Origin of the sequence: Burkholderia sp. AU28863, from assembly GCF_002223195.1 — a bacterium.
In the GTDB taxonomy this organism is placed as follows: domain Bacteria; phylum Pseudomonadota; class Gammaproteobacteria; order Burkholderiales; family Burkholderiaceae; genus Burkholderia; species Burkholderia sola.
Map to the genome: position 1 here is coordinate 1,968,980 of NZ_NKFE01000005.1, position 23,199 is coordinate 1,992,178.

Annotated in this window: 22 protein-coding genes and 1 pseudogene; 9 read left to right on the forward strand and 14 right to left on the reverse strand. The window is 67.5% G+C overall.

Annotated features, from left to right (window positions below; genetic code table 11):
* Nucleotides 1–174: 174 nt before the first annotated feature.
* Nucleotides 175–342, forward strand: coding sequence for a hypothetical protein (locus CFB81_RS36265; protein ID WP_176730163.1), 168 nt, complete (start codon nt 175–177; stop codon nt 340–342).
* Between the two features lie 62 nt (nt 343–404).
* Here CFB81_RS36265 and CFB81_RS36825 read toward each other — a convergent pair whose 3' ends face one another.
* Nucleotides 405–887, reverse strand: a complete 483-nt coding sequence (locus tag CFB81_RS36825) for a LysR family substrate-binding domain-containing protein (protein WP_306427160.1) — start codon at nt 885–887, stop codon at nt 405–407.
* A 271-nt stretch (nt 888–1,158) separates the two neighbouring features.
* A pseudogene (locus CFB81_RS36830) lies at nt 1,159–1,284 on the reverse strand (LysR family transcriptional regulator); the annotation flags it as partial.
* Nucleotides 1,285–1,405: 121 nt separating this feature from the next.
* Between CFB81_RS36830 and CFB81_RS25500 the strand changes: the two are divergent.
* The gene (locus tag CFB81_RS25500) at nt 1,406–1,849 is read left to right on the forward strand and encodes a DMT family transporter (protein WP_069617414.1); all 444 of its coding nucleotides are present in this window, start codon (nt 1,406–1,408) and stop codon (nt 1,847–1,849) included.
* Nucleotides 1,850–1,906: 57 nt separating this feature from the next.
* Here CFB81_RS25500 and CFB81_RS25505 read toward each other — a convergent pair whose 3' ends face one another.
* The 7 genes from CFB81_RS25505 to CFB81_RS25535 are packed head-to-tail and all read right to left on the reverse strand — an operon-like array spanning nt 1,907 to nt 7,412.
* The gene (locus CFB81_RS25505; protein ID WP_089436922.1) at nt 1,907–3,412 is read right to left on the reverse strand and encodes an aldehyde dehydrogenase family protein; all 1,506 of its coding nucleotides are present in this window, start codon (nt 3,410–3,412) and stop codon (nt 1,907–1,909) included.
* Between the two features lie 33 nt (nt 3,413–3,445).
* Nucleotides 3,446–3,982, reverse strand: a complete 537-nt coding sequence (locus tag CFB81_RS25510; protein ID WP_069617416.1) for a cytochrome c — start codon at nt 3,980–3,982, stop codon at nt 3,446–3,448.
* The gene (locus CFB81_RS25515; protein WP_089436923.1) at nt 3,979–4,479 is read right to left on the reverse strand and encodes a cytochrome c; all 501 of its coding nucleotides are present in this window, start codon (nt 4,477–4,479) and stop codon (nt 3,979–3,981) included. Before CFB81_RS25515 ends, CFB81_RS25510 begins: the two co-directional genes overlap by 4 nt.
* Nucleotides 4,476–5,021 (reverse strand): methylamine dehydrogenase light chain, encoded by a 546-nt coding sequence (locus tag CFB81_RS25520; RefSeq protein ID WP_089437142.1) that lies wholly within the window; start codon nt 5,019–5,021, stop codon nt 4,476–4,478. The genes CFB81_RS25515 and CFB81_RS25520 overlap by 4 nt, the downstream gene beginning before the upstream one ends.
* A 39-nt stretch (nt 5,022–5,060) precedes the next feature.
* The gene (gene mauD / locus CFB81_RS25525) at nt 5,061–5,696 is read right to left on the reverse strand and encodes a methylamine dehydrogenase accessory protein MauD (protein WP_069617418.1); all 636 of its coding nucleotides are present in this window, start codon (nt 5,694–5,696) and stop codon (nt 5,061–5,063) included.
* Nucleotides 5,693–6,247, reverse strand: coding sequence for a MauE/DoxX family redox-associated membrane protein (locus CFB81_RS25530; protein ID WP_089436924.1), 555 nt, complete (start codon nt 6,245–6,247; stop codon nt 5,693–5,695). Before CFB81_RS25530 ends, mauD begins: the two co-directional genes overlap by 4 nt.
* Nucleotides 6,248–6,254: 7 nt before the next feature.
* Nucleotides 6,255–7,412 (reverse strand): amine dehydrogenase large subunit, encoded by a 1,158-nt coding sequence (locus CFB81_RS25535; protein ID WP_089436925.1) that lies wholly within the window; start codon nt 7,410–7,412, stop codon nt 6,255–6,257.
* 240 nt (nt 7,413–7,652) lie between these two features.
* Between CFB81_RS25535 and CFB81_RS25540 the strand changes: the two genes are divergently transcribed.
* The 5 genes from CFB81_RS25540 (at nt 7,653) to CFB81_RS25560 (ending at nt 13,655) form a co-directional block, all read left to right on the forward strand.
* Nucleotides 7,653–8,615 carry a helix-turn-helix domain-containing protein gene (locus CFB81_RS25540; protein ID WP_089436926.1) on the forward strand — a complete coding sequence of 321 codons (963 nt, stop codon included), beginning with the start codon at nt 7,653–7,655 and terminating at the stop codon, nt 8,613–8,615.
* A gap of 76 nt (nt 8,616–8,691) precedes the next feature.
* Nucleotides 8,692–9,636 (forward strand): GlxA family transcriptional regulator, encoded by a 945-nt coding sequence (locus CFB81_RS25545; protein WP_089436927.1) that lies wholly within the window; start codon nt 8,692–8,694, stop codon nt 9,634–9,636.
* 478 nt (nt 9,637–10,114) lie between these two features.
* Nucleotides 10,115–11,827, forward strand: a complete 1,713-nt coding sequence (locus CFB81_RS25550; protein WP_069617423.1) for a M36 family metallopeptidase — start codon at nt 10,115–10,117, stop codon at nt 11,825–11,827.
* Nucleotides 11,828–11,906: 79 nt separating this feature from the next.
* Nucleotides 11,907–13,160 carry a M20/M25/M40 family metallo-hydrolase gene (locus CFB81_RS25555; protein WP_089436928.1) on the forward strand — a complete coding sequence of 418 codons (1,254 nt, stop codon included), beginning with the start codon at nt 11,907–11,909 and terminating at the stop codon, nt 13,158–13,160.
* Between the two features lie 132 nt (nt 13,161–13,292).
* On the forward strand, nt 13,293–13,655 hold the full coding sequence (locus tag CFB81_RS25560) for a YbjQ family protein (RefSeq protein WP_089436929.1): 363 nt from the start codon (nt 13,293–13,295) through the stop codon (nt 13,653–13,655).
* Between the two features lie 13 nt (nt 13,656–13,668).
* Here CFB81_RS25560 and CFB81_RS25565 read toward each other — a convergent pair whose 3' ends face one another.
* The 4 genes from CFB81_RS25565 to betC all read right to left on the reverse strand — a co-directional run bounded on the left by CFB81_RS25565 (nt 13,669) and on the right by betC (nt 19,113).
* Entirely contained in the window at nt 13,669–15,144 is a 1,476-nt protein-coding gene (locus CFB81_RS25565; protein ID WP_373452655.1) for an MFS transporter, read from the reverse strand.
* 22 nt (nt 15,145–15,166) lie between these two features.
* Nucleotides 15,167–16,306, reverse strand: a complete 1,140-nt coding sequence (locus CFB81_RS25570) for a porin (protein ID WP_089436931.1) — start codon at nt 16,304–16,306, stop codon at nt 15,167–15,169.
* A 260-nt stretch (nt 16,307–16,566) separates the two neighbouring features.
* Nucleotides 16,567–17,532, reverse strand: coding sequence for a choline ABC transporter substrate-binding protein (choX, locus tag CFB81_RS25575; RefSeq protein ID WP_089436932.1), 966 nt, complete (start codon nt 17,530–17,532; stop codon nt 16,567–16,569).
* Nucleotides 17,533–17,577: 45 nt separating this feature from the next.
* The gene (gene betC, locus CFB81_RS25580) at nt 17,578–19,113 is read right to left on the reverse strand and encodes a choline-sulfatase (RefSeq protein WP_089436933.1); all 1,536 of its coding nucleotides are present in this window, start codon (nt 19,111–19,113) and stop codon (nt 17,578–17,580) included.
* Nucleotides 19,114–19,353: 240 nt separating this feature from the next.
* Here betC and CFB81_RS25590 point away from each other — a divergent pair, with 240 nt between their 5' ends.
* Both CFB81_RS25590 and purU read left to right on the forward strand, forming a co-directional pair.
* Complete coding sequence (locus CFB81_RS25590; RefSeq protein WP_069617430.1) at nt 19,354–20,259, forward strand: LysR family transcriptional regulator; 906 nt, start codon at nt 19,354–19,356, stop codon at nt 20,257–20,259.
* A gap of 191 nt (nt 20,260–20,450) precedes the next feature.
* Nucleotides 20,451–21,335, forward strand: coding sequence for a formyltetrahydrofolate deformylase (gene purU / locus CFB81_RS25595; RefSeq protein WP_069617431.1), 885 nt, complete (start codon nt 20,451–20,453; stop codon nt 21,333–21,335).
* Nucleotides 21,336–21,501: 166 nt separating this feature from the next.
* On the opposite strand, the gene CFB81_RS25600 is transcribed toward purU, so the two are convergent.
* Complete coding sequence (locus CFB81_RS25600) at nt 21,502–23,157, reverse strand: APC family permease (protein ID WP_089436934.1); 1,656 nt, start codon at nt 23,155–23,157, stop codon at nt 21,502–21,504.
* Nucleotides 23,158–23,199: the final 42 nt, after the last annotated feature.

Below are 23,199 nucleotides of genomic sequence, written 5' to 3' on the forward strand. Positions count from 1 at the left end.
AGGTCGCCGGATCCGGTTGACCGGCCCTATGCTGGCAGTCGCCGGGCGATCGCGCGCGGCCCGCCTGTTGCCGTGCCGCCTCGTGTCCGGCCGTTGCGCGTCGCTGTAACGGACGCGCACGGACACGGCCGGCCGTCGCGATGTCCGTCTCCGGTCTTTCCGCCAAGGAACACCATGATGCTTGCCGCTTTCTTCGTCGTCGCCCTTGTCGTCCTCATCGTGCCCATGCAGCGCGGCGTGATGCGCGGCGCGGATGCGAAACTTCGCGCGCAATTCGATGCGGAAGGCCCGCGCGGCGACGCGTCGCGCCGGTTGATGCACGATGCGGGGTACCGCGTCTGAGTATCGACGTCGGGCGCAGGCCAGCCGAACTCGCGAGCCGGTACGGTGGCGATGCGGCGCGTTTAACCCGCCGTCACCACTCGAACGAACGCCTGCGCGAGCATCGTCGGTTCGACCGGCAGCACCAGCGCGCACACCGATCTCGCATCCTCGTCCGAAATCGGCACGAACACGACGCCGTCGATCCCGATGCTCGCCATCCGCGCCGGCACGATCGCCACGCCCCGGCCGGCCGCGACGAGATTCAACATCGACGTCTTCGGCGACACGATCCGCGCGGCCGCCGGCACGAAGCCGCGCTTCAGGCACAGATCGATCACGACGCGCGCGAGGCCGCCCCGCTCCCGATACACGGCCGATACGAACGGCTCGCGCCGCAACCGCGCGATCGCGACGCGCTTGCGGCCCGCGAGCGGATGATCGGCCGGCACCGCCACGCACAGGCGTTCGGCCGCCAGTTCGACGAAACGCACGCGTGCATCGCGCCGCAGCACCGGCAACCGGACGATCCCGACATCGGCCTGACCGTTCGCGATGTCCGTCACCTGATCCTCGGACGATGCGCGGTCGAGATCGATGCGCGCCCGGACAATCGCGCATGAAGCGGTCGAGATCCGGCATCAGGCTGCCGACGGGCACGGTACTGGAATGCAGCAGCCGCAGCACGCCGGCCTCCCCGCGCGACAACTGCGCACCTTCGTCGGCGGCCGCCGTCAGCGTGGCCGGGATCGACGCCACGCGTTCGCGGTAGAGCGCGCCGGCCGGCGTGAGCCGCACGCCTCTCGGCTCGCGGTCGAACAGCACGAACCCGAGTTCGTCCTCGATCTGGCCGATCTGCCGGCTGAGCGCCGACTGCGCGACGTGGAGCGCACCCGCGGCCGGCGTGAAGCCGCCGAGGTCCGCCACGGTCAGGAAATACTGGATTTGTCGGAGTGATGGCATACCGAAACGAGATGGATGAGCGCCATATTCGATATTTGCGTTATACCGGCGCGCTCCGCAGAATGAAAGCCTTCCGTGCCCGCATCACCGTTGCGGCCACGCTTTCGGAGCGTTCATCTTCGTGACTACCGTCCTGTCTTATTTGCTGGTCGTGGCGGCCGGCATCAGCGTTGCGTTGCAGCAGGTGCTCAACGCGAACCTGCGCGCGCAGATCGGTTCGCCATGGTGGGCCGGGTCGGTCAGCTACGTCGTCGGCCTCGCCGCGATGCTGGCGGTCGCGCTGCTGTCGCCTCACCCGCGCGTGAGCGGCACGTTGTCCGGTGCGGGGTCGTGGTTCAGCTGGACGGGCGGATTTTTCGGCGCGGTATTCGTCGGCGTCGCGATCCTGATGGTGCCGCGATTGGGCGCGGCGACGACGCTCGCGCTGATCGTCGTCGGGCAGATGACCGGCGCGCTCGTGTTCGACCACTTCGGGGTGCTCGGCATCCCGCAGCATTCGGCGAGCGCGATCCGCATTGCCGGCGCGGCGTGCCTCATCGTCGGGGTCGTGCTGATCCGCGCGTGACGGCGGCGCGCGCGTGCGGGGCCGGCGTATCGGCAACGCACGCACGTGCCGCGACGCTCACGCGTAGTTCATCATCACCGACTTGCTCTCCGTGTACTGGTCGATCACCGCGCGGCCGAGTTCGCGGCCGAAGCCCGACTGCTTCATCCCGCCGAACGGCAGTGCGTTGTCGAGCAGCGAATGGCAGTTGACCCACACGGTGCCCGCGGCAATCCGCGGGATCAGCTTGTGGATCGCCGCAAGATCGTTCGACCAGATGCTCGCGCCGAGGCCGTACGGCGTATCGTTCGCGAGCCGCACGGCCGTATCGACGTCGTCGAACGGCATCGCGACGAGCACCGGCCCGAAGATTTCCTCGCGCACCACGCGCATCGCCTGCGTCGTATCGACCAGCACCGTCGGTTCGACGAAGAAGCCGGGGCCATCGAGCGCGCGGCCGCCCGCCGCTGCACGCGCGCCCTCGCCGAACCCCGAGTCGATGTAACCGCACACGCGCTCGAGCTGCTTCGCCGACACGAGCGGGCCGATCTGCGTCGCCGGGTCCATCCCGGGGCCGATCTTCAGGTTCGCGGCAAGCTTCGCGACGCGCTCGATCACGCCGTCGAACACCTTCGAGTGGATGTACGCGCGCGAACCGGCCGTGCACACCTGCCCCTGGTTGAAGAAAATCGCGTTCGCGACGCCCTGCGCGGCCTTGTCGAGATCGACGTCGGGCAGCACGATCACCGGCGACTTGCCGCCGAGTTCCAGCGACATCCGCGTCATGTTGTCGAGCGCCGCGTGGCCGATCGTCTTGCCCGTCTGCGTCGACCCGGTGAACGCGATCTTGTCGATGCGCGGATCGCGCGACAACGCCGCGCCGGCCGTGTGACCGTAGCCGGTGACGATATTGACGACGCCGTCCGGGAACCCGGCCGCCTGGATCAGCTCGCCGAGCCGCAATGCGCTCAGCGGCGTGTCTTCGGCAGGCTTCAGCACGACGGTGCAACCGGTCGCGAGCGCCGGCGCGATTTTCCACGCGGCCATGAGCAACGGAAAATTCCACGGAATGATCGCGCCGACCACGCCGACGGGTTCCTTGCGCGTATACGCGAAAATTTCGCTGCCCGGCAGGTACGGCATGCCGGCGTCGATCACGCTGCCTTCGATCTTCGTCGCCCAGCCGGCCATGTAGCGGAAACACTGCGCGGCCATCGCGACGTCGAGCCCCTGCGCGACCGTCACCGGCTTGCCGTTGTCGAGCGATTCGATCTCGGCAAGCTCGCGCGCGTTGGCTTCGATCAGGTCGGCGAGCGCGAGCATCAGGCGCTCGCGCTCGGTGGTCTTCGCGTTGCGCCACGGACCCGCATCGAATGCATGGCGCGCGGCGGCAACCGCCTGCTGCACGTCGCGCTCGTCCGCTTCGGGCACGCGCGCGATCACGGCGCCGTCGGCCGGGTTCACGACATCGAGTTGGCGGCCCGACGCGGCGTCGCTCCACTCGGCGCCGATCAGCATCTTCTTCGGCTTCGCGAGAAACGCACGCGTTGCGTCGAGCAGCGCAAAGGTTTCGTTCGTCTCCATGTTCACGTTTCCTTGATTCGTTGAGTGAGTCGGTCAGTAGCGCTCCGTGACGCCGTCGATCCCGCGCGCCTGCAACGCGCGGACGAGACCGGCGCGCACGGTCGCGACGTCGGACAGCGCGGGGCGGCGGTGCGCGGCGACTTCGGCGGCCGTATACGGCTTGAAGTCGCGCGGCAACGCATCGCGGTTCATCGTCGTGAGCACCCAGTTCAGCACGTCAGCCAGCTCCCGATCCGACAGCGCCGAGTTCGACGCGCCGGGCACGCGCATCACGTACTCGCGTCCGGCGGGCAGATGCGTGAAATAGCCGAGCGAATTCGCGAGCGGTGGCACCTTGCCGGGAATGCCGCCGCCCGTCGCCGTATGGCAGCCCATGCAGTTGAGCACCCAGTGCTGCCGAGCGAGCGCGGTGTCGGCCGCGCCGTCGGCCTGTGCTGGCGTGGACGCGACGAACGCGCAGACCGCGGCGCCCGACAGCAGCAGCCAGCACGACACGCGATGCGCCACGCCGTCGAACCGCGACGGCGGCGCGCACCGCGTGCCCTGCAAGGACGCGCGGATGCCGTTCACAGGCCGAGCCCCTTGATCACCACCGCGCGCTGCGCATGCACGGCCGTGCCGTCCATCTGCTTCGCGCGCGCCGCCCGGATATCGGCCGCGGTGAACGGCTTCGCGTCGCCGTGCTGCGCGTTGAGGTCGAACACGACGTAGTTGAGCACGTGCGCGATGTCGTCGTCGCTCGCGCTCGCGAACGACGGCATCTTGAAGTTGTAGCGCTTGTCGTGCACCTGGATCTCGCCGAACATCCCGTGCAGCAGCGTCGCGATCAGTTGCGCCCGCCCGGCTTCCGCCGTCGCGTACTTGCCCGGATACTCGGTCAGCGGCGGCGCAAGGCCGTCCTGCCCTTTTCCGCCCGCCTGGTGACACACCGCGCACTGTGCATCGAACAGGCCTTTTCCGGCCGGGTCATGCACGGTTTCCTGTGCGCGGGCCGCGCCGGGCAACGCGCTGGCCGCAACGGCCGCCATGCATGCAACGATGATCTTTCCTGCCTGCTTCACTTTCATTGCTTGGCCGCTCCGAGCAGAACCGAAACCGAACAGTGGTAATTCGAATTACCGTTCGCCATGCACCAGTTGATGTCGTTGTTCAGCGACAGCTTGTACAGCGGCTTCTCGCGTTCGTTGCGATTGCAGAAGCACTTGCCGCACGAAGTCTTGCCGCAGCAGTCGTTGTACGACACGATGTAGTCCGAACCGTCGTGCGGATTGCGGCAGGTGCCGATCCACGTGATCGGCGACGGCGTCGTTCCCGGCGGGCAACTGCTCGACGTGCCGCCGCAGCAGCTGCAGAGCCAGCCGTCGATCGCGCAGTATTTCCAGTAGTCGCAGCTCGTCGGGTCGTCGCTCGCGCCCGCCGCGGCGGCGCCGGATGCGGCCGACGCCCCCGATGCCGCATCGGCCGCATACGCGGTGCGATCGACGGGCAGCAGCGGCAGCAGCGCCGACCCCACCAGCACCTTGCCGAGCTTCGCCATCGCGCTGCGCCGCGAACTGTGCTGCGCGACGCCGCGCGCCGACCGCTCGAACCATGAATCAAACACGCCCATGTCGTCGTTCTCCAATGACGTTGAAAAAGGTCCGGCCGGTCATGCGTGCCGCGCGTGCGCGTCGTGCGCGCCGTGGCCGTGATCGCCGTGCACGAACTGCTGCAGCGACGCGACGCCGCGCTCCTTCGCCTCGAACAGGCTCTCGAGATGCTCGCGCGTGTTGACGAGCCCCTTCGCGCGCACGGCGCCCGTTTCGTCGAGCAGCACCGCATACGGCAGCTTGCCGATCTGGTACGCGAGGCCGAGCTCCTGCGACAGCACGTAAGGGAAGCGCCCAAGGTCGTGCTTCTGCGCGAAGCGCGCGTGTTCGCCAAGCTCGCCGTCGCTCGCGAGCACGATGTTCACCGGCGTCGCCTCGCTGGCCTGCAGCGACGGCAGCAGCGGCAACAGCTTCTTGCAGACCGGGCACGTCGGCGACAGGAAGAACAGCAGCGTGGCCTTGCCCGCTGCATCGATGCCGCCGACCTTGACCTGCGCGCCGCGAATGTCGGTCAGTTCGAACGTCGGCGCGATCGCGCCGACCGCCGGCCCCTTGTCGATCATCAGCGCGCCAGCCGGCATGATGCGTTCGTACAGGATGCCGATCTGGCGCACCAGCGCGAGACAGATCGCGCCGAGCGCGAGGACGGCCACCCACAACAGGGCGGTGGAAACGGTAAGAGCGGTTTGCATCATGAATTCCTCAGATGAGAAAGGCGCGGGACGTTGGCGAGCAGCACGTCGACGGTGAGCAACGCGCAGACGATCAGCAGCACGGAGAAGGACAGCGTCAGGTAGTCAAACCACACGACGGCGCGCGTACCCGGTTCGACGAATGCGGTCGCAGCGAGCACGACGAGCAGCAGCACACGGCCGACGTGCAGCCAGCCGATGCCGTGCGGCGCGTCCGCACGGGCGGCGGTGAAGCCGGAACAGCCGCAGTCGATGTCGGTGTGGCCGCGCAGCAGGTTGATCGCGAGGCCGGCCGCGAACGCCAGGAGCAGCGCGATCAGCCCCGTCGCGCCAGCCGTGCGCGTGTCCGGAAACAGCAGCGCCACGGCGGCGACGAATTCCGCGAGCGGAATCGCGAACGCGACGGGCGCGGTCAACGCATCGGGCAGCAGCCGATAGCCGGCGAGCGCCTGGCGGAACGCGGCGGGACGGCGCATCTTCGCGAAGGCGCCGAGCAGCACGACGGCGGCCGCGCCAGCCTGCGCGCTGGTGGCGAGTACGGGATCGACGGTCATCGCGGCCTCACGGGTTGACGAGCAGCGACGACGTATTGCCGATCTGCTTCTCGACGTGCCGCAGCGTGCCGGTGCGCGCATCCATCACGACGAGGTCGGAGGTCGCCGTCAGCCCGTAGAACAGCGGCTTGTCGTCCTCGCTGACCTGAATCGACACGAGCGGCTCGACCTTCTGTTGCGCGAGATCCCAGCGCGCGACGCGCTGTTTCGTCTTCAGGTCGTATACCCACACCTGCGTGCCGGGATCCTTGTGCGAACCGTCGGCGCCCTTGTGCATCAGCACGTAGTAACGGTGCTGCTTCGCGTGCACGGCCGTCTGCTGCAGGCCGCCCGGACGCCAGCCTTCGGCGCGCTCGGCGTCCGTCAGCAGCGGCCACGCCTTGCCGAACGCCGGCTTGTCGCCGCTGAAATCGGCGCTGCGCACGTTGCCGCCGTACGTGGTGAACAGATAGCCGCCGTTGTACCGCGATGCGTTCACGAACGCCGGATCCTTGTCGACGTCGATGAACGCGTCCGACATCGTGCGCTTCGTTTCCTTGCCGTTCGCATCGAGCGTGACGGTCAAGGCCTTGCCGCTTTCGCACAGCGCGGTGAAACGGTCGTTGCCCGACGGGTACGCGAGCACGCACGCGGCCATGTCGATCTCCGACAGCACCTGCTTCGAGACGGCGTCGATCACCGTCACCGATGCGGCCGGCGTGATGTTCGCGACGTACAGCCGCTTGCCGTCGGCACTGAACGCGGTGTTGTACGGCGACGGCACGTGCTGGCCGTGCTTCGCCGGAATCATGATCTCGCCCGCGTGATCGAGCGTCGTGTTGTCGATCATCTCGACGACGTCGGTGCGCGTGCCGTGCGAGCCGCGCGAGAAATAGGTCGTCGCGACGAAGCTCGTCTTGCGGTCGGGCGAGATCGCAAAGCCGGGGGCGAAGCCGCCGTCGATCTGGCCGAGCAGCTTGTTCGCATCCGCGTCGTACACATAGATGCGCCCGTCGGTCATCGACGGCATCGAGATGTCGACGATATAGACCTCGTGCGGATGCCACGGCGGCATCTTCTGCACGACCAGCTCTTCGGGTTTTTCCGTCGCGCTCGCGCTGCCGGCCCATGCCGCCGCCAACGCCAGCGTCGCCGCGAGCGCCGCGGTTCGTCGCCTTGTCCTCATGCCGCCTCCAGTGGGGATTCACGTTATGTGGGGCGACTGTAGTTCGACAATAAATCCCGTCAGCACCCGGACCGGCAACGCGTACGTGCCGATTCGGGATATTGGAAATGCGTGTGAAAGCCTCGTCACGTCGCCCCTTCCGACCCTCTGAAACCCGCGCCCGGAATAGCGCCGCCCCGTATTGCGCCGACTTCCCGGTCGGTTTAATCTTGCGCGGTCCGAACGATCGCCGGAGGCGCCGTGCTCGTGTTACATCAGAGGTTCGACGACGCAGACCGGCATGCGGAGGCGCTGCGCGGCTGGAATCAGCGTTACGACCAGATCGGGTCCGGCTCGTATCGCAGCGCGGTCAAACACGCGGTGTTCGACGGCGCGCAGCTGTTCCAGGAAGCGGCGAACGTGCGCATCATCCAGCGCGGATGTTTGCCGCACGGCCATACGGTGTTCGGCATGCCGCTCACCGGCTCGGGCACCTTCGCGTTCGGCGATGCGCGCCTCGAGCGCGGCACGATCGTGATGGCGCGCGGCGGCACACCGTTCGAACTCCATTCGCCCGACGACATGTCGCTGATCGGCGTGGTCGTCGAACCCGAATTGATGCAGCAGATCGAAGATGCGGCCGACGTGCGGCTGGACGCCCGCGCGCTGCGGCGCGGCGTCGTCGAGGTGCCGGTCGCCGCGCGCGACCGCGCGAGCATGCAGCTCGCGACGCTGCTCGAACGCGTGCTGTCGGCGCCCGATGCCTTCGACGCGCCACCCGCGCAGCACGCGCTGCGCGCCGACGTAGGCAACGTGCTGGTCGATCTCCTCACGTACCGGATGCCCGAGCCGTCGAACCGGCTCACGCATGCCTGCCACGCCGACATCGTGCGCCGCGTGCACGACTACGTGATCGAGCATCCGGAAGCGCCCGTCGACATCCTGAGCCTGTGCACGCAACTACGCGTGAGCCGCCGCACGATGCAGAACAGCTTTCAGTCGGTCGTGCAAACGAGCCCGCTCAACTACACGCGCTCGCTGCGCCTCGCGCAGGTGCGACGCCTGCTGCTCGACACGCGGCAATCCGACCTGCCGATCAGCGAAGCGGCCGCACGCTGGGGCTTCATGCATCTCGGGCATTTCGCGAACGCGTACAAGGCGCAATTCGGCGAATTGCCGTCGACGACGGCGCGCCGGACGGTGCATCGTGCAAAAACGCGCTGAGCGCCGAAAAAACCCGCGATAATCCCGGCTTGAACGTTCGGCGCGCGTGCCGCGCCCGCCTCCACCCCACGCCCCGATGCCCGAGGATTTCCACTTCCTGCTGCTGCCCGGCTTCTCCGCGCTCGGCTTCATGTCCGCGGTCGAGCCGCTGCGCGTCGCGAACCGCTTTCGCACCGAGCTGTATCGCTGGCACGTGATCAGCGCGGACGGCGCGCCCGTGGCCGCGAGCAACGGCATTCCGGTCGCCGCCGAAGCCGCGTGCGCGGACGTCCCGCAGGTCGATACGGTGTTCGTCGTCGCCGGCTTCGATCCGCTCGTGTGCTACACGCGCACGCTCGGCGACTGGCTGCGCCGCCAGCACCGGCACGGCGCCACGCTCGGCGGCATCGACACGGGCAGCTTCGTGCTCGCGGAAGCCGGGCTGTTCGACGCATCGCAATCGCTCACGCTGCACTGGGAAGCGCTGGCCGCGTTCCGCGAGCGCTATCCCGGCCTGAACGCGACACAGGAACTGTTCGAGATCGACGACCGGCGCATCACGTGCGCGGGTGGCACCGCGTCGATCGACATGATGCTCGACCTGATCGGCCGCCGGCACGGCGCCGATCTCGCGGCCGCGATTTCCGAGCAGTTCGTCGTCAGCCGCATCCGGCAGCGCTCGGACAGCCAGCGGCTCGAGATCGCCGCGCGCTACGGCGTGCACAACCGCAAGCTGATCCAGGTGATCGGCACGATGCAGCGGCACATGGAGAACCCGCTCGGCTCCGACGCGCTCGCGCAGGAGGTGTCGATCACGCGGCGCCAGCTCGAACGGCTGTTCAGCGCGACGCTGAACGACACGCCGACGCGCTTCTACCTGAACCTGCGCCTCGATCGCGCGCGCGAACTGCTGCAGCAGACCGACATGAGCATCACGTCGGTGTGCGTCGCATGCGGCTTCGAATCGCCGTCCCATTTCTCGCGCACCTATCGCGCCCGATTCGGGATGAGCCCGCGCAGCGACCGGCGCGCGACGCGCTGATCGTCCCGGTTTTTGATCACAATCGGGCGCGGTATTGCGCGTTCCGGCAGCGTTTCCTTCCGTTCGCTGAACAATGTCGACGACTGGTCGACGAACCGAAGCGGTCGTCGAAAATAATCTGGAATGTCGTTGAAAATATTCTGTAACATACCAAAAAAAGTTAGATAGGCAGCCTAACGACACGCATGCCGCATCTCGCGCGCGTCGCGCCACGCAGGCTGCCTGCCGATATCACGATCGATCCGAGGGGTATGACATGACGATGCTCGATTCGCCGTCGCCGCACCTGCCTGCCGTTCGCTTCTCCTCCGCCTCGCCTGCCCGCTTCTTTTCGACCTGACAGTTAGGTTTCCTTAGTCAGTCGAGCCCCCCAGCACCGCTTCGCCGCACCGGTTCCATCGAACCGGCGCGCGGGCCGTGTCGTGCCTGCTCGCCACGAGCGCGCGGGCGTGTCCAACCGTTGAGATGAGGATCACGTATGCAGACATCACGCAAAGCATTGCCGCTCGCCCTGGGTCTCGTGCTCGGTTTCGGCATCGTCGGCGGCACCCAGGCCGATACGAAAGTGTCGAATCCGCAGGCCGCGAGCCTGCGCGAAAGCCTGACGCGCGGCGTCGCGCCGCCGGCCGCGAAGGCCGACACGGCCGCCGGGCAATTCCGTGCGGACGGCGTCGCCGTCACGCTGTACAACCCGGCCTATCGCGCCAAAAAGGCCGCGGCGACGCCCGCCGCGACCGCGCGCGACTTCGTCGCGTCGCAGGCGGCGCAGCTCGGGCTCGACGCGGCCGCGCTCGCGAGCCTCGTCGTCACGTCGGAGCGCAACGACGCCGACTTCACCGTCGTGCGCCTGCAGCAGCAGGCCGCCGGGCTGCCCGTGTACGGCAGCGACATCGCGGTGACCGTCGCGAAGGACGGCCGCATCCTGTACGTCGCGAGCAATACGATCAACGGCGTGGTCGCGACGACGCGCAAGTCGCAGGCCGTCGACCAGCAGCAGGCGCTCGAACGCGCTCGTGCGTATCTCGGCGTGAGCGGCTTCACGCATCTCGACGCGCAGCTCGTCGCATTCGTCGACAAGGCCGGCACGCACACCGCGTGGAAGGTGCGCGGCCGCCCGCAGGACGGCCCGAAAGGCGACTGGGAACTGCTGATCGACTCGGGCAGCGGCGAAGTGCTGCGCGCGGAGGACAAGGCGTTCTACGCGACCGACGGCACCGGCTTCGTGTTCCGCCCCGATCCGCTGTCGCCGACGAAAAGCAGCTACGGCAGTACCGGCTACAAGGACAGCAACGACGCCGATTCGACACAGCTCACGGCGGCGCGCGTACGCGTGACGCTGAAGGATCTCGCGCAGTCGGGCACGCGCTACACGCTGACGGGCCCGTACGCGGCGTGCATCGACTTCGATGCGCCGCTCGACAAGGCCTGCCCGTCGCAGTCCACGCCCGCGTTCGAATTCACGCGCGGCAACCTGTATTTCGAGGCCGTGAACGTGTACTACCACATCGACACGTTCCTGCGGTACGTGAACCAGACGCTCGGCATCAAGGCGTTGCCGTACCAATACACGGGCGGCGTGCAGTACGACCCGCACGGCGAATCGGGCGACGACAACTCGTCGTATTCGTCGAGCAGCGGCCGGCTGACGTTCGGGCAGGGCGGCGTCGACGACGCGGAAGACGCGGACGTCGTGATCCACGAGCTCGGCCACGGCATCCACGACTGGGTCACCAACGGCGGCCTGTCGCAACAGGAAGGCTTGTCGGAAGGCACCGGCGACTATCTCGCCGCCGCGTACAGCCGCGACTTCAACCAGTGGAGCCCGTCGGATGCGCAGTATCACTGGGTCTACAACTGGGACGGTCACAACGAGTTCTGGGGCGGCCGCGTGACCAACTGGAACGTCGGCCGCACCTACGCGCAGGCGCGCGGCGCGGAGATCCACACGGCCGGCCAGTACTGGGCGTCGTGCAACCTCGTCGCGCGCGATGCGATCGGCGCGCAGGCGATGGACAAGGCGTTCCTGAAAGGGCTGTCGATGACCAACAGCTCGACCAACCAGAAGGCCGCCGCGCAGGCCGTGCTGACGGCCGCATCCGCGCTCGGCTACAGCAGCGCGCAGCTCACCGCGATCGGCAACGCGTACAACAAGAGCTGCACGTACGGCGTGACCGTTCCGCAGAAGTCGTAATCCCGCAGCAGGCGGGAGCGCATCGCACGACCTGCGGCGCGCTCCCTTCATCGACATCGCCATCCTCACGAGATCGAACATGCCTACTCTGAAACCGACCCGTCTGAGCGCCGCGCTGGGCGGCATGCTGCTGACCGCCGCCGCGCACGCGACACCCGTCTGGATCACGCTCGGCGACACCGCGTTCCGCCAGCTTCAACGCATCGATGCGACCGCAACCGCGCAGTACAGCACGAGCGTCGATGCCGGCAAGGCGACCGACGGCGCCGCGCGCCGCGAAACCGTTCACGTCGTCGAGATCGACGATGCGCGGCTCGGCGAGCTGGCCCGCGCCGTTCATCGCACGCGCGGCCACGGGCCCGGCTACGTCGTGCACGATTCGTTCGACGACGCGCGACAGGCGCTGCAACCGTTGCCGGCGACGCTCGCAAAACAGGCCGCCGCCTCCGCGTACACGGTATCGAACGTGCCGCAGATCGGCACGTGGGTCCAGCAACTGCAAGCCAGCAACATCGTCGGCACGATCACGTCGCTGTCCGGCTTCACGAACCGCTACTACACGACGTCGCACGGCGTCGCCGCGTCCGACTGGCTCGCACTGCAGTGGAAGCAGCTGGCAGGCTCACGCACCGACATCACTGTCGAACAGTTCTCGCACACGGGCTTTCCGCAGAAATCGGTGATCCTGACGATTCGCGGCAGCGATCCGGCCGCGGGCACGGTCGTGCTCGGCGGCCACCTCGATTCGACCGTCGGCCGCACGACGGAAAACACGCGCGCGCCCGGCGCCGACGACGATGCGTCGGGCATCGCCAGCCTGACCGAGGCGCTGCGCGTGCTGCTCGCGAACAACTACCGGCCGAAACGGACCATCAAGTTCGTCGGGTATGCGGCCGAGGAAGCCGGCCTGCTCGGCTCGAAGGCGATCGCGAAGCAGTTCCGCACGCAGAATGCGAACGTGGTCGGCGTGCTGCAGCTCGACATGACGAACTACAAGGGCGATCCGAAGGATATCTACCTGATCTCCGACTACACGAACGCGGCGCAGAACACCTATGTGAAGAATCTGGCGTCGACCTATCTGCCTGAGCTCGCGATCGGCACGTCGCAGTGCGGCTATGCGTGCTCGGATCACGCGTCGTGGAACGCGCAGGGGTATCCGGCATCGTTCCCGTTCGAGGCCGACCAGAACGACAGCCCGTACATCCACACGGTGAACGACACGCTGGAGAACTCGGATCGACAGGCGAACCATGCGCTGAAGTTCGGCAAGCTGGCACTGGCCTATGCGGTCGATCTCGGCGGCATTGCCGGCGCGACGGTCAAGCGCTGAGCGTGCTTCGTCGAGCGGCTTTCGCGTTCGGCAACGAGACGGGCGTTCACTCGCGTGGGTGCGCCCGTTCGAATGCCTTTCGTCCGTCCGGCTAGAATCGCCGTTCGACCACTCGCCACACGCTTGCCCACCATGACCGAACCCACCCGCTCCATCGACGATCTGTCGCCCGCCCGCGTCACGACCGCCTTCGACCTGCCCGGCCATACGACCGTTCGCTCGCTCGGCGTCGCGCAGGGCATCGTCGTACGCTCGCGCTCGATCGTCGGCTCGTTCGGCGCGTCGCTGCAGACGATCTTCGGCGGCAACATCACGCTCTATACGTCGCTGTGCGAGAAGGCGCGCGAGCAGGCGTTCGACAAGATGCTCGTCGAGGCGCGCACGCTCGGCGCGAATGCGATCGTCGCGATGCGCTACGACTCCACCGAGATCGGCGCCGGCGTGACCGAAGTCATCTGCTACGGCACGGCCGTGCGCGTGACACAGGATGCATGACGTGTGACGCGCGTCACCCGTCGCGTTCGAGCGACTTCATGTTCGTGAGCTGCGGAAACAGCCGCATCCATGCGAGCGCGACGGCGATCGTCGCCGCGCCGCCGACGACGATCGCGGCCGGCGCGCCCCACCACGCGGCCGTCACGCCCGATTCGAATTCGCCGAGCTGGTTCGACGTGCCGATGAACAGCGAGTTGACCGCGCTCACGCGACCGAGCATGTCGTCGGGCGTGCGCAGTTGCACGAGCGACAGGCGCACGACGACGCTGATCACGTCCGACGCGCCGAGCGCGGCCAGCGCCACGAGCGACAACGCGAAATGCCGCGACAACCCGAACACGATCGTCGCGATGCCGAACGCGATCACGCCGCCGAACATCGCGCGGCCCGGCCGCCCCTTCAACGGGAAACGCGTGAGCCACAGCGTGCCCGCGAGCGCGCCGACCGCCGGCGCCGCGCGCAACGCGCCGAGGCCCCATGGGCCGACCTGCAGGATGTCGCGCGCGTAGATCGGCAGCAGCGCGGTCGCGCCACCGAACAGCACCGCGAACAGATCGAGCGACAGCGCGCCGAGAATCGCCGGTTCGCGCCGGATGAACGCGATGCCCGAAAACACCGAGCGCAGCGTCACCGGCTCGCGAGCGGGCGGTGCGCTGCGCAGCGGGATCGTGCCGCTCAGCATCGCCGCGATCGCGAATGCCGCGACGCTCGTGCCGAACGCGACGGGCGCGCCGACACCATAGAGCAACCCGCCGAACGCGGGCCCGAGGATCTGCGCGGCCTGGTTCGCGGACGTCGATAGTGCGGTCGCACGCGGCAGGTCGGTGCGCGGTACGACGGCCGGCAACAACGACGACACCGACGGCGACTCGAACGCGCGCGCCGTGCCGACGACCGCCGCGAGCGCATACACGGCCGGCGCGGCCAGCCACCCTTGGGCCGCGCCGAGCAGGAACACGCCGGCGGCCAGTGCCTCGACGCTCTGGCAGATCGTCGCGATGCGCCGGCGGTCGTAGCGGTCGGCCACCTGCCCGACGACGAGCGTCAGCGCGAACATTGGCACGAACTGCGCGAGGCCGACGAGACCGAGCGCGAACGCGCTGTGCGTGAGCGCGTACACATACCAGCCGATCGCGACCGACAGGATCTGGAAAGCCAGCGACGACATCACGCGCGTGCCCCAGAAACGCTGGAACGGCGCGTGGCGGAACAGGTTGGCGGGTAACGGGGATAAAGGACTGGAATCGGGCACGGGGGTGGTCATCGGAATCTCGGCGGCTGGCGCTGCGCACCGCGACCGTTCGGGAAACGACGACACACGCGAGTGCGTGCGCGCGGCAACGGTGCGGACGCGGCCAAACCGCGATGATATGCCAACCGCGGAAAACCGGTCGGCCGCCGGCCACGCGCCCCGTCGAGCCGGCGCATCGCACAAAAAAAAGCGCGAACCGCGGTTCGCGCCAAAGAGAGACCTCGCTGAAGACGTCACTACATCAACTGCACCTGCTCGCTCAGAACGAATGCCGCATCCCGATCCGAACGTCGGCCTGCGTCTGCGTCGTCGAAGGCGTGAAGCTGTAGCCGATCACCGCATCGACGCCCTGCGACGCGCGCAGGTAATCGCCGGAGATGTAGATGTCGGTGCGCTTCGACAGCAGGTAGTGCAGGCCCGCCGTGCCCTGGTTCCAGTGGTGGCCTTCGAAGCGCGTGTGCTGGTAGCCCGCGATGAAGCTCAGCGCCGGCGTGAACTGGTACAGGCCGCCGCCTTCGTACACCTGCATGTGCGACGACTGGCCGAAGCCCTTGATCGTCGTGTACGAGTAGTTGGCGTCGAGCGTCAGCTTGCCGATCGTGTAGCTGGTGCCGATGCCGAACGTGCCCTGGCTGTCGACACCCATCGGCGTGTTCGCGAACAGGTCGGTACGCGCGCCGGTCGCCGGATCGACGGTAACGGTCTGCTGGCCGAGGAACGTGTGCGTGCCGATCATCGCGTACGGGTCGAACGCGTAGATGCCGTTCGGGTTGTTCAGGCGCGTGTAGGCGGCGCCGATCGAGAAATCGCCCTTCGTGAAGCTCGCGCCCGCGCTCCATGCACTGTTGCGATGGAAGTTGCCCGCGACGTTGCCGAACGAGTACATCGCGCCGAACTTGAAGCCGCTCATGTCGTTCGACAGGAACTTCACCGAGTTCGGCAGGCGGTCACCGTTGAAGCGGTCGAAGTCGCCCTGGTGGATCGCATAACCGCTGCCCCACGCCGAGATGTTGTAGATCGATACGAGTTCGTTCGTGATGTCGAGCTGGTTACCGAACGACAGCGTGCCCCAGTCGTTCTGCAGGCCGACATACGCCTGCCGGCCGAATTCGGCGCCGCCGAAGCCGAGTTGCCCGTTGCCGAGACGGAAACCGCTCTCGAGCACGAACACGGCCTTCAGGCCGCCGCCGAGGTCTTCCGTGCCCTTGAGGCCGAAGCGGTTTCCGTAGGCGACGCCGTCGTCGAACTTGACCACGTGCGAGCCGCCCGTGTTGTTCACGTAGGTGATACCGGCGTCGAGAATCCCGTACAGCGTCACGCTGCTCTGCGCATGGCCGATGGCGGGAATACAGGCCGCGCATGCAAGCGCGGCAGCTACGGCAACTTTCGTGTGCTTCATTGTCGACCACCCTCCCTGAACCGTTCGATGGATAGAATCTCGTCCCGGCGCGTGCCGCGGTGCGCCGGTGGATTCGAATTCAGACCGCCCCGCTGGCTCCGGTATTTCGTTTTCCGCAATAACGCAGCCATTGGCGAAAAATACAAACCCATATTTCCGGTCACCCGTCTGAAGGCGACACTAAATGGTCACGATGCGACGGGTCGGGAAAACACCGAGACAGGCGGCACGGCAAAGACCGGCCGCCCGGCGGGAGGCAATCAGCGACCGTCGAGGACCGCGCGCACGGCCGGCAGGCCCGGTGCGCCGGTGGCCGTCGTCACGCCGTCGAGCCAGCCGGCGACCAGCGCGGGCTCGGCCTTCAGCGCATGCTGCGCCGCGAGCGCGGGCGACGTCTTGTGGTCAAGCATGTCGGCGATCATCCGGTTCTCGACGTCGACGGAGAACGTCATCTGCCGGAACAGCCGCGCGAGATTCGTGCACTGGCCGGCGAACCCGGCACGCGTGACCGTGTTGACCGTCGCACCGCCGTAGTTCGGGCCGAAGTATGCATCGCCGCCCGACAGATACGTCAGATGAAACTTCGTGTTCATCAGATGCGGCTCCCACGCGAGAAACACGATCCAGCGCTTGTCGCGCACCGCGCGCTCGACCTGCGTAAGCATGCCCGTCTCGCTCGATTCGACGAGCGACCAGTTCGCGGACCCCAGCGCATGGTCGGACAGCATCCGCTTGATGTTCTGGTTCGCGGGCGCGCCGGGCTCGATCCCGTAGATCTTGCCGCCGAAACGGTCCGCGAAGCGCGCCAGATCGGCGAACGTATGCACGCCGGCCGCGGCCACATAGTCGGGCACCGCGAGCGTGAACTTCGCGCCGCTCAGGTTCGCGTGCAGCACGTCGATCGATTTCTCGTCTACGAACGGCTTCACGAGCGGCGCCTGAGCGGGCATCCAGTTGCCGAGGAACACGTCGACCTGCCCTTTCTTCAAGCCCTGGTACGTGATCGGCACCGACAGGTTCGCCACGTCCTGCCGGTAGCCGAGCGCCTTCAGCACGACGCCCGCCATCGCGTTCGTCGCGTCGATGTCGGTCCAGCCGGGCGCCGCCATCTTCACGTCGCCGCACGTCTGCGGATCGGCGGCAGACGCAGGCTGCGTCGCCACCACGCACGCGGCGGCCAACGCCGCGCCGATCCTTCGGATTGCTGCATTGCCTTGCCGTTTCATGGTTCGTTTCCTCCGTCGTTCTTCAATGACCGCGATGCGGGACGTTCAGCGCCCGACGCGCGGAAAACGCGCCATCGCTTCGAGCGTATCGAGTTCGACGTGATTGCGCATGTAGCGCTGGCTCGCGTCGGTGAACGGCTGCCAGTCCCACGCGTGGATGCGGCCCTGCGTCGTCGCCGCGTAATGGAAGCGCCGGCGCCGCTGGCTCGCGCGCACCTGCCGGTCCAGCTCGGGCAGGTTCCAGCGCTGCGCGGCCTGCGCGCGGAATGCGGCGAGCACGTCGGCGGCTTCCGGCTGCCCGGCCAGGTTCGTCAGCTCGCGCGGGTCGTCCGACAGGTGGTAAAGCTGGTCGGGATCGGCCGGGCAATGCACGTATTTCCAGTCGCCGCGCCGGATCATCACGATCGGCGCGAGCGCGCCTTCCGCGAGGTATTCGCCGAGCGCGACATCGTGCGCGGGCGCGCCGTGCAGGTGCGGCACGAGGCTCGCGCCGTCGACCGGGTCCGGCCAGCCGCCGGCCGGCGCCACGCCGGCCAGTTCGACGAGCGTCGGCAGCAGGTCGACGTGCGACACGGGCCCGCGCACGCGCGCGGCGCCGAAGCGGCCCGGTGCATGCACCATCAGCGGCACGCGGCAGCCGCCCTCGAAGAACGTCATCTTGTACCAGAGCCCGCGCTCGCCGAGCATGTCGCCGTGGTCGGACGTGACGATCACGATCGTATCGTCGGCGAACCCGCATTGCTCGAGCGCGGCCAGCACGCTGCCGAACTGCGTGTCCACGTACGACGTCGCGCCGTAATACGCGCGGCGCGCGGCCCGGATCTGCGCGTCGGTCGGCGGTGTGCGGTCGTTCTCGCAGACGAAACGCAGCCGCTGCGAATGCGGATCGCTTTCGGCCGCATCGAGCCGCACGGCCGGCATGTCGATCTCGTCATCGTCGTAGCGATCCCAGTATTCGCGCGTGATCGCATACGGGTCGTGCGGATGCGTCAGCGACACGACCATGCAGAACGGCCGCACATCGTGTCCGGCCGCGCGTTCGCGCGCGACGTCGTACAGTTTCTGCTTCGCGGCGAACGTCACTTCGTCGTCGAAGTCGAGCTGGTTCGTGCGCACGCACGGGCCCGCATCGAGCACGGAGCTCATGTTGTGATACCAGCTCGGCCGCTCCATCGGGCTGTCCCAGTCGGGCACCCAGCCGAAATCGGCCGGATAGATGTCGGTCGTGAGGCGCTCCTCGAAGCCGTGCAACTGATCGGGCCCGCAGAAATGCATCTTGCCGGACAGCATCGTCCGGTAGCCGCCCGCGCGCAGGTAATGCGCGAACGTCAGCGTTTGCGCCGGCAATTCGGCGGCGTTATCGTAGGCGCCGATGCCCGACGGCAGCTTGCCTGTCAGCAGCGAGAAGCGCGACGGCGCGCACAGCGGGCTCGCGCAGTACGCGGCGTCGAACACCACGCCTTCGGCGGCGAGCCGGTCGAGCGTCGGCGTGCGGGCGACGCGGTTGCCGTACGCGGGCAGCGCGAACGGCGTGAGCTGGTCGGCCATCAGGATCAGGATGTTGGGTGTCGGGTTCGTCATCGGCGATCGTGGGGAAAGCGGTGTTCGAATGAAACGGCTCGCCGCTCGGGCAGCGAGACGTCCGGCATGACGGAGGCGATCCGCAGAAACCGCCGCGCGCCGGGGCCGCGCTGGCTAGAATCGCGGCATACGTTGCGCGGCCGCGCATGAAGCGCATCTGCCGCACCGTCCGCCGCACTATCGCCCGCCCGAATTCGCGCGGGTAGCCGTCCGGTCCTTATGGGGCCATTAGAGGGACTTATGTCGAAATCCGAACCGTTACCGTCGATGCAGGCGCTGCGCGCGTTCGAATCGGCCGCCCGGCTCGCGAGCTTCACGGCCGCCGCGCGCGAGCTCGGCTCGACGCAGCCGGCCGTGAGCCAGCAGGTGTTCCAGCTCGAAGCCGAACTCGGCGTGCCACTGTTCGAACGCAGCCCGCGCGGCGTCACGCTGACGGCCGACGGCCAGTGCCTGTACGAAGCCGTGCGGCTGAGCCTCGACACGCTGCGCGGCGCGACCGCGACGCTGCGTGCGCGCCGCGAGCACGGCGCGCTCACGATCGTCACCGATTTCGGTTTCGCGACCTACTGGCTGATGCCGCGCCTCGGCGGGCTGAAGCACGTGATGCCGGACGTCGACGTGCGCGTCGTCACGTCACAGGATTACGACGCGCAGCGCGACCACGGTGACATCGCGATCCTGTTCGGCGACGGCCACTGGCCGTCGTGCACGGCCGCGCGGCTGTTTCCGGAATCCGTCACGCCCGTCTGCTCGCCCGCGTTTCGCGACGCGCACCCGGACGTCGCGCGGGCCGACCACCTGCTCGCGCTGCCGCTCCTGCACGTGCAGCCGACCCGCCCCGAGCGCTGGCTGTCGTGGTCAGGCTGGTTCGACGCACACGGGCTCGAACCGCCGGCCGCCGCCCGCGGCGTAACCTTCAACAGCTATGCGCTCGTGATTCATGCGGCGCTGCTCGGCGAAGGCGTCGCGCTCGGCTGGGCGCCGCTCGTCGACGAACTCGTCGCGTCCGGCCAGCTCGTGAAGCTGGTCGACGCGCCCGTCGTCACGTCGCGCGGCTACTTCCTGGTGCGCCCGCCGCAGCGGCCAGAGCCGGACGCGACCCACGTGTTCCGGCGCTGGCTGCTGGACGCGTGCGCGGCGGCCTGACGCGGCGCGCCCGCCCCGTTCCCCTTCCCCGCCCCAGGCCCCGCTGGCGCGCCGATACCAGCCACACGGCGCGTTGGTTCTATCCGCCCCGGAATCGTCCTGATTTACTTGAGCCTCCCGCTACCCGCGCGGCGCGGCGCTGTCGTGCGCCGTCGCGCGGCCATGCGCCCCCATGCCATCCGAGGAGTCTCATGACCGCCGAGCACCGCCCCGATCAATTCGTCCTGACACTGTCGTGCCCGAGCGCGGCCGGTCAGGTCGCCGCCGTCGTCGGCTTTCTCGATCGCCATCGCTGCTACGTCGATGCGCTGAACGTGTTCGACGACGATCTCAGCAACCGCTTCTTCGTGCGCTGCGTCTTTCATCCGACGGATGAGACGCTGCAGATCGACGCGCTGCGCCAGGAATTCGGGCCGATCGCGGCCGGACTTGGCGGCCACGACGGCGACATCCAATGGGCGATCCACGACGTCAACGCGCGCCCGAAGGTGCTGATCATGGTGTCGAAGCTCGAGCACTGCCTCGCGGATCTGCTGTTCCGCTGGCGGATGGGCGAGCTGAAGATGGACATCGTCGGCATCGTGTCGAACCACCCCGACTTCGAGCCGCTCGCCGCACAGCACGGGCTGCCTTTCCGCCACTTCCCGATCACGGCCGACACCAAGGCGCAGCAGGAAGCGCAATGGCTCGACTTCTTCGAATCGAGCGGCGCCGAGCTCGTGATCCTCGCGCGCTACATGCAGGTGCTGTCGCAGGAGACGAGCGCGAAGCTCGCGAACCGCGCGATCAACATCCATCACTCGTTCCTGCCCGGCTTCAAGGGTGCGAAGCCGTATCACCAGGCCCATGCGCGCGGCGTGAAGCTGATCGGCGCGACCGCACACTTCGTCACCGACGATCTCGACGAAGGCCCGATCATCGAGCAGGTCGTCGAGCGCGTCGATCATGCGCTGCGGCCGGAGCAACTGCTCGCGGTGGGGCGCGACGTCGAAAGCCTCACGCTCGCGCGTGCGGTGAAGGCGTTCATCGAGCGACGGGTGTTCTTGAACGGGGATCGGACTGTGGTGTTCCCGTAACCCGATCATCGCAGCCGCGCTCGAACGCGGTGTAAACGAACAAGGCCCAACCGGCACGCAACCGGTTGGGCCTTGTTTGTCGTCGTGCTGCGCCGGCGCTTCGCGCGATGGCCCCGTGTGCGGTTTCCGAAGCCATCGCGTGCCGTGACACGCGCGCATTACCGCGTCACTTCATCCACGCGAAGTAGTACGACAACCCGATCGTCAACGCCGCACCGATCAGCGCCGCATACGGCATCAGGCTCAGCCACAGCGCGCGCTTCGGCACTTCCAGCTCCATGTCGCGCTGCATCTGCGCCGGGAAACGGCCGCGATCCTGCCAGTAGTGGCGATAGAGGAACACCGGCACGATCAGCAGCATCGCGATCAGCCCGTTGCGCAGCGTGCCTTCGCCTTGCAGGTTCGCGCCCGCGCCGACGTAGACGAGGTTCGCGTACCCGCAGATCGCGCCGCCGACGAGCAGCCAGGTCGGGCAGCGGAACGGCCGATCCCAGTTGCCGCGATCCATCCGGTGGATCCAGCCCGACTGAAGATTCAGGAATACGAACAGCATGTAACAGACGTTCGAAATCGACAGCACCGTCATGTAGTCCGACATCATCAGCAACACGAGGTTGAAACCGAGGTCGGTCCACATCGCGCGCGTGGGCGAGCCGTGCTCGTTCACGTGCGACAGGTACTTCGGCAGCCATCCGTCGACCGACGCCTGGTACAGCGTGCGCGACGAGCCCATCATCGACGTCATCACGATCAGCAGGATCGACAGCATCAGCATCACGACGACCGCATTCGCGACCCACGCGCCGCCGCCGACGATCTTCGCCATCGCGGCCGCGACGCCGGTGCCGTCGCCGATCGCCGGATCGAGCATCGCCTGCGTGCCGAGCGCGCCCTGGAACGCGAGCGGGACGAGCGTCATCACGACGAGACACAGCGCCCCCGACCAGAAGATCGCCTTGGCCGTATCGCGCCGCGGATCGCGAAATTCACGCGTGTAGCAGACGGCCGTCTCGAAACCGTACGACGCCCAGCCGGCCATGAACATCGCGCCGAGCGCCATCGTCACGCCTTGCCCGTTCCACGAGCCGAAGGTCGCGGCCGTGAGGTTGCCCTGCGCGTCGTGACCGAGCGGCAGCAGCGGAAGCAGGTTCGACATCGGCACGTCGCCGGTGACGAACGGCACGATGCCGACGATCAAGAGCGGCGTGAGCGACGCAATGCCGAGAATGCGCTGCGTACGTGCGGCCTTCGACGCGCCGCTGTGCTGAAGCTTGAACGTGATGAGAAGCAGAATCGTCGCGATGATGAACGTCGCGTTGATTCGCAGGGATAGACCCGGCTTGATGAACCCGAGATCCGCCACCTTGAGCTGCCAGTGCAGCACCGCCGCATTGGCGGGAAAGAGACTCGTGAGCGCATAGCTCGCCGCGAGGCCGCAGCCGAGCGCAAGCATCGGCGACCACGCGAGCCAGTTGCACCACACGGAAACCGGGGCAATCAGCTTGCTGTAACGGACCCAGCCAATCGCGCCATACACCGACGCGCCGCCCGATTTATGGGGAAATAGCCCGGATATTTCCGCATAAGTCGCGCTTTGAATCAGCCCCATCGTGATCGCGGCGATCCAGATCGCCCACGCGGGCTGGCCGATCGTCGCGCATACGCCGCCGATCGTGAACAGCACACCTGCCGGCACGCCGCTCGTCACCCAAAAAGCGTCTTTCCAGGTCAGGCCACGATGCAGCGTGTGGCCCGTCGAATCATGTGAGATGGTTGCCTCGACATCACTGGTGCGATTCGCACGCAGTCCTGCTTGACTCATCCAATTCCTCCTCTCGATCAACGTAAGCGCTTCAGCGTTTAC

Coding starts and splice junctions, on each gene's coding strand:
- CFB81_RS25570 (WP_089436931.1), bottom strand. CDS start 16,306: ATGAAGCACACGAAAGTTGCCGTAGCTGCCGCGCTTGCATGCGCGGCC.
- CFB81_RS25535 (WP_089436925.1), bottom strand. CDS start 7,412: ATGAGGACAAGGCGACGAACCGCGGCGCTCGCGGCGACGCTGGCGTTG.
- CFB81_RS25560 (WP_089436929.1), top strand. CDS start 13,293: ATGACCGAACCCACCCGCTCCATCGACGATCTGTCGCCCGCCCGCGTC.
- CFB81_RS25555 (WP_089436928.1), top strand. CDS start 11,907: ATGCCTACTCTGAAACCGACCCGTCTGAGCGCCGCGCTGGGCGGCATG.
- CFB81_RS25545 (WP_089436927.1), top strand. CDS start 8,692: ATGCCCGAGGATTTCCACTTCCTGCTGCTGCCCGGCTTCTCCGCGCTC.
- CFB81_RS25590 (WP_069617430.1), top strand. CDS start 19,354: ATGTCGAAATCCGAACCGTTACCGTCGATGCAGGCGCTGCGCGCGTTC.
- betC (WP_089436933.1), bottom strand. CDS start 19,113: ATGACGAACCCGACACCCAACATCCTGATCCTGATGGCCGACCAGCTC.
- CFB81_RS25520 (WP_089437142.1), bottom strand. CDS start 5,021: ATGGGCGTGTTTGATTCATGGTTCGAGCGGTCGGCGCGCGGCGTCGCG.
- CFB81_RS25550 (WP_069617423.1), top strand. CDS start 10,115: ATGCAGACATCACGCAAAGCATTGCCGCTCGCCCTGGGTCTCGTGCTC.
- CFB81_RS25505 (WP_089436922.1), bottom strand. CDS start 3,412: ATGGAGACGAACGAAACCTTTGCGCTGCTCGACGCAACGCGTGCGTTT.
- purU (WP_069617431.1), top strand. CDS start 20,451: ATGACCGCCGAGCACCGCCCCGATCAATTCGTCCTGACACTGTCGTGC.
- CFB81_RS36265 (WP_176730163.1), top strand. CDS start 175: ATGATGCTTGCCGCTTTCTTCGTCGTCGCCCTTGTCGTCCTCATCGTG.
- choX (WP_089436932.1), bottom strand. CDS start 17,532: ATGAAACGGCAAGGCAATGCAGCAATCCGAAGGATCGGCGCGGCGTTG.
- mauD (WP_069617418.1), bottom strand. CDS start 5,696: ATGATGCAAACCGCTCTTACCGTTTCCACCGCCCTGTTGTGGGTGGCC.
- CFB81_RS25515 (WP_089436923.1), bottom strand. CDS start 4,479: ATGAAAGTGAAGCAGGCAGGAAAGATCATCGTTGCATGCATGGCGGCC.
- CFB81_RS25600 (WP_089436934.1), bottom strand. CDS start 23,157: ATGAGTCAAGCAGGACTGCGTGCGAATCGCACCAGTGATGTCGAGGCA.
- CFB81_RS25530 (WP_089436924.1), bottom strand. CDS start 6,247: ATGACCGTCGATCCCGTACTCGCCACCAGCGCGCAGGCTGGCGCGGCC.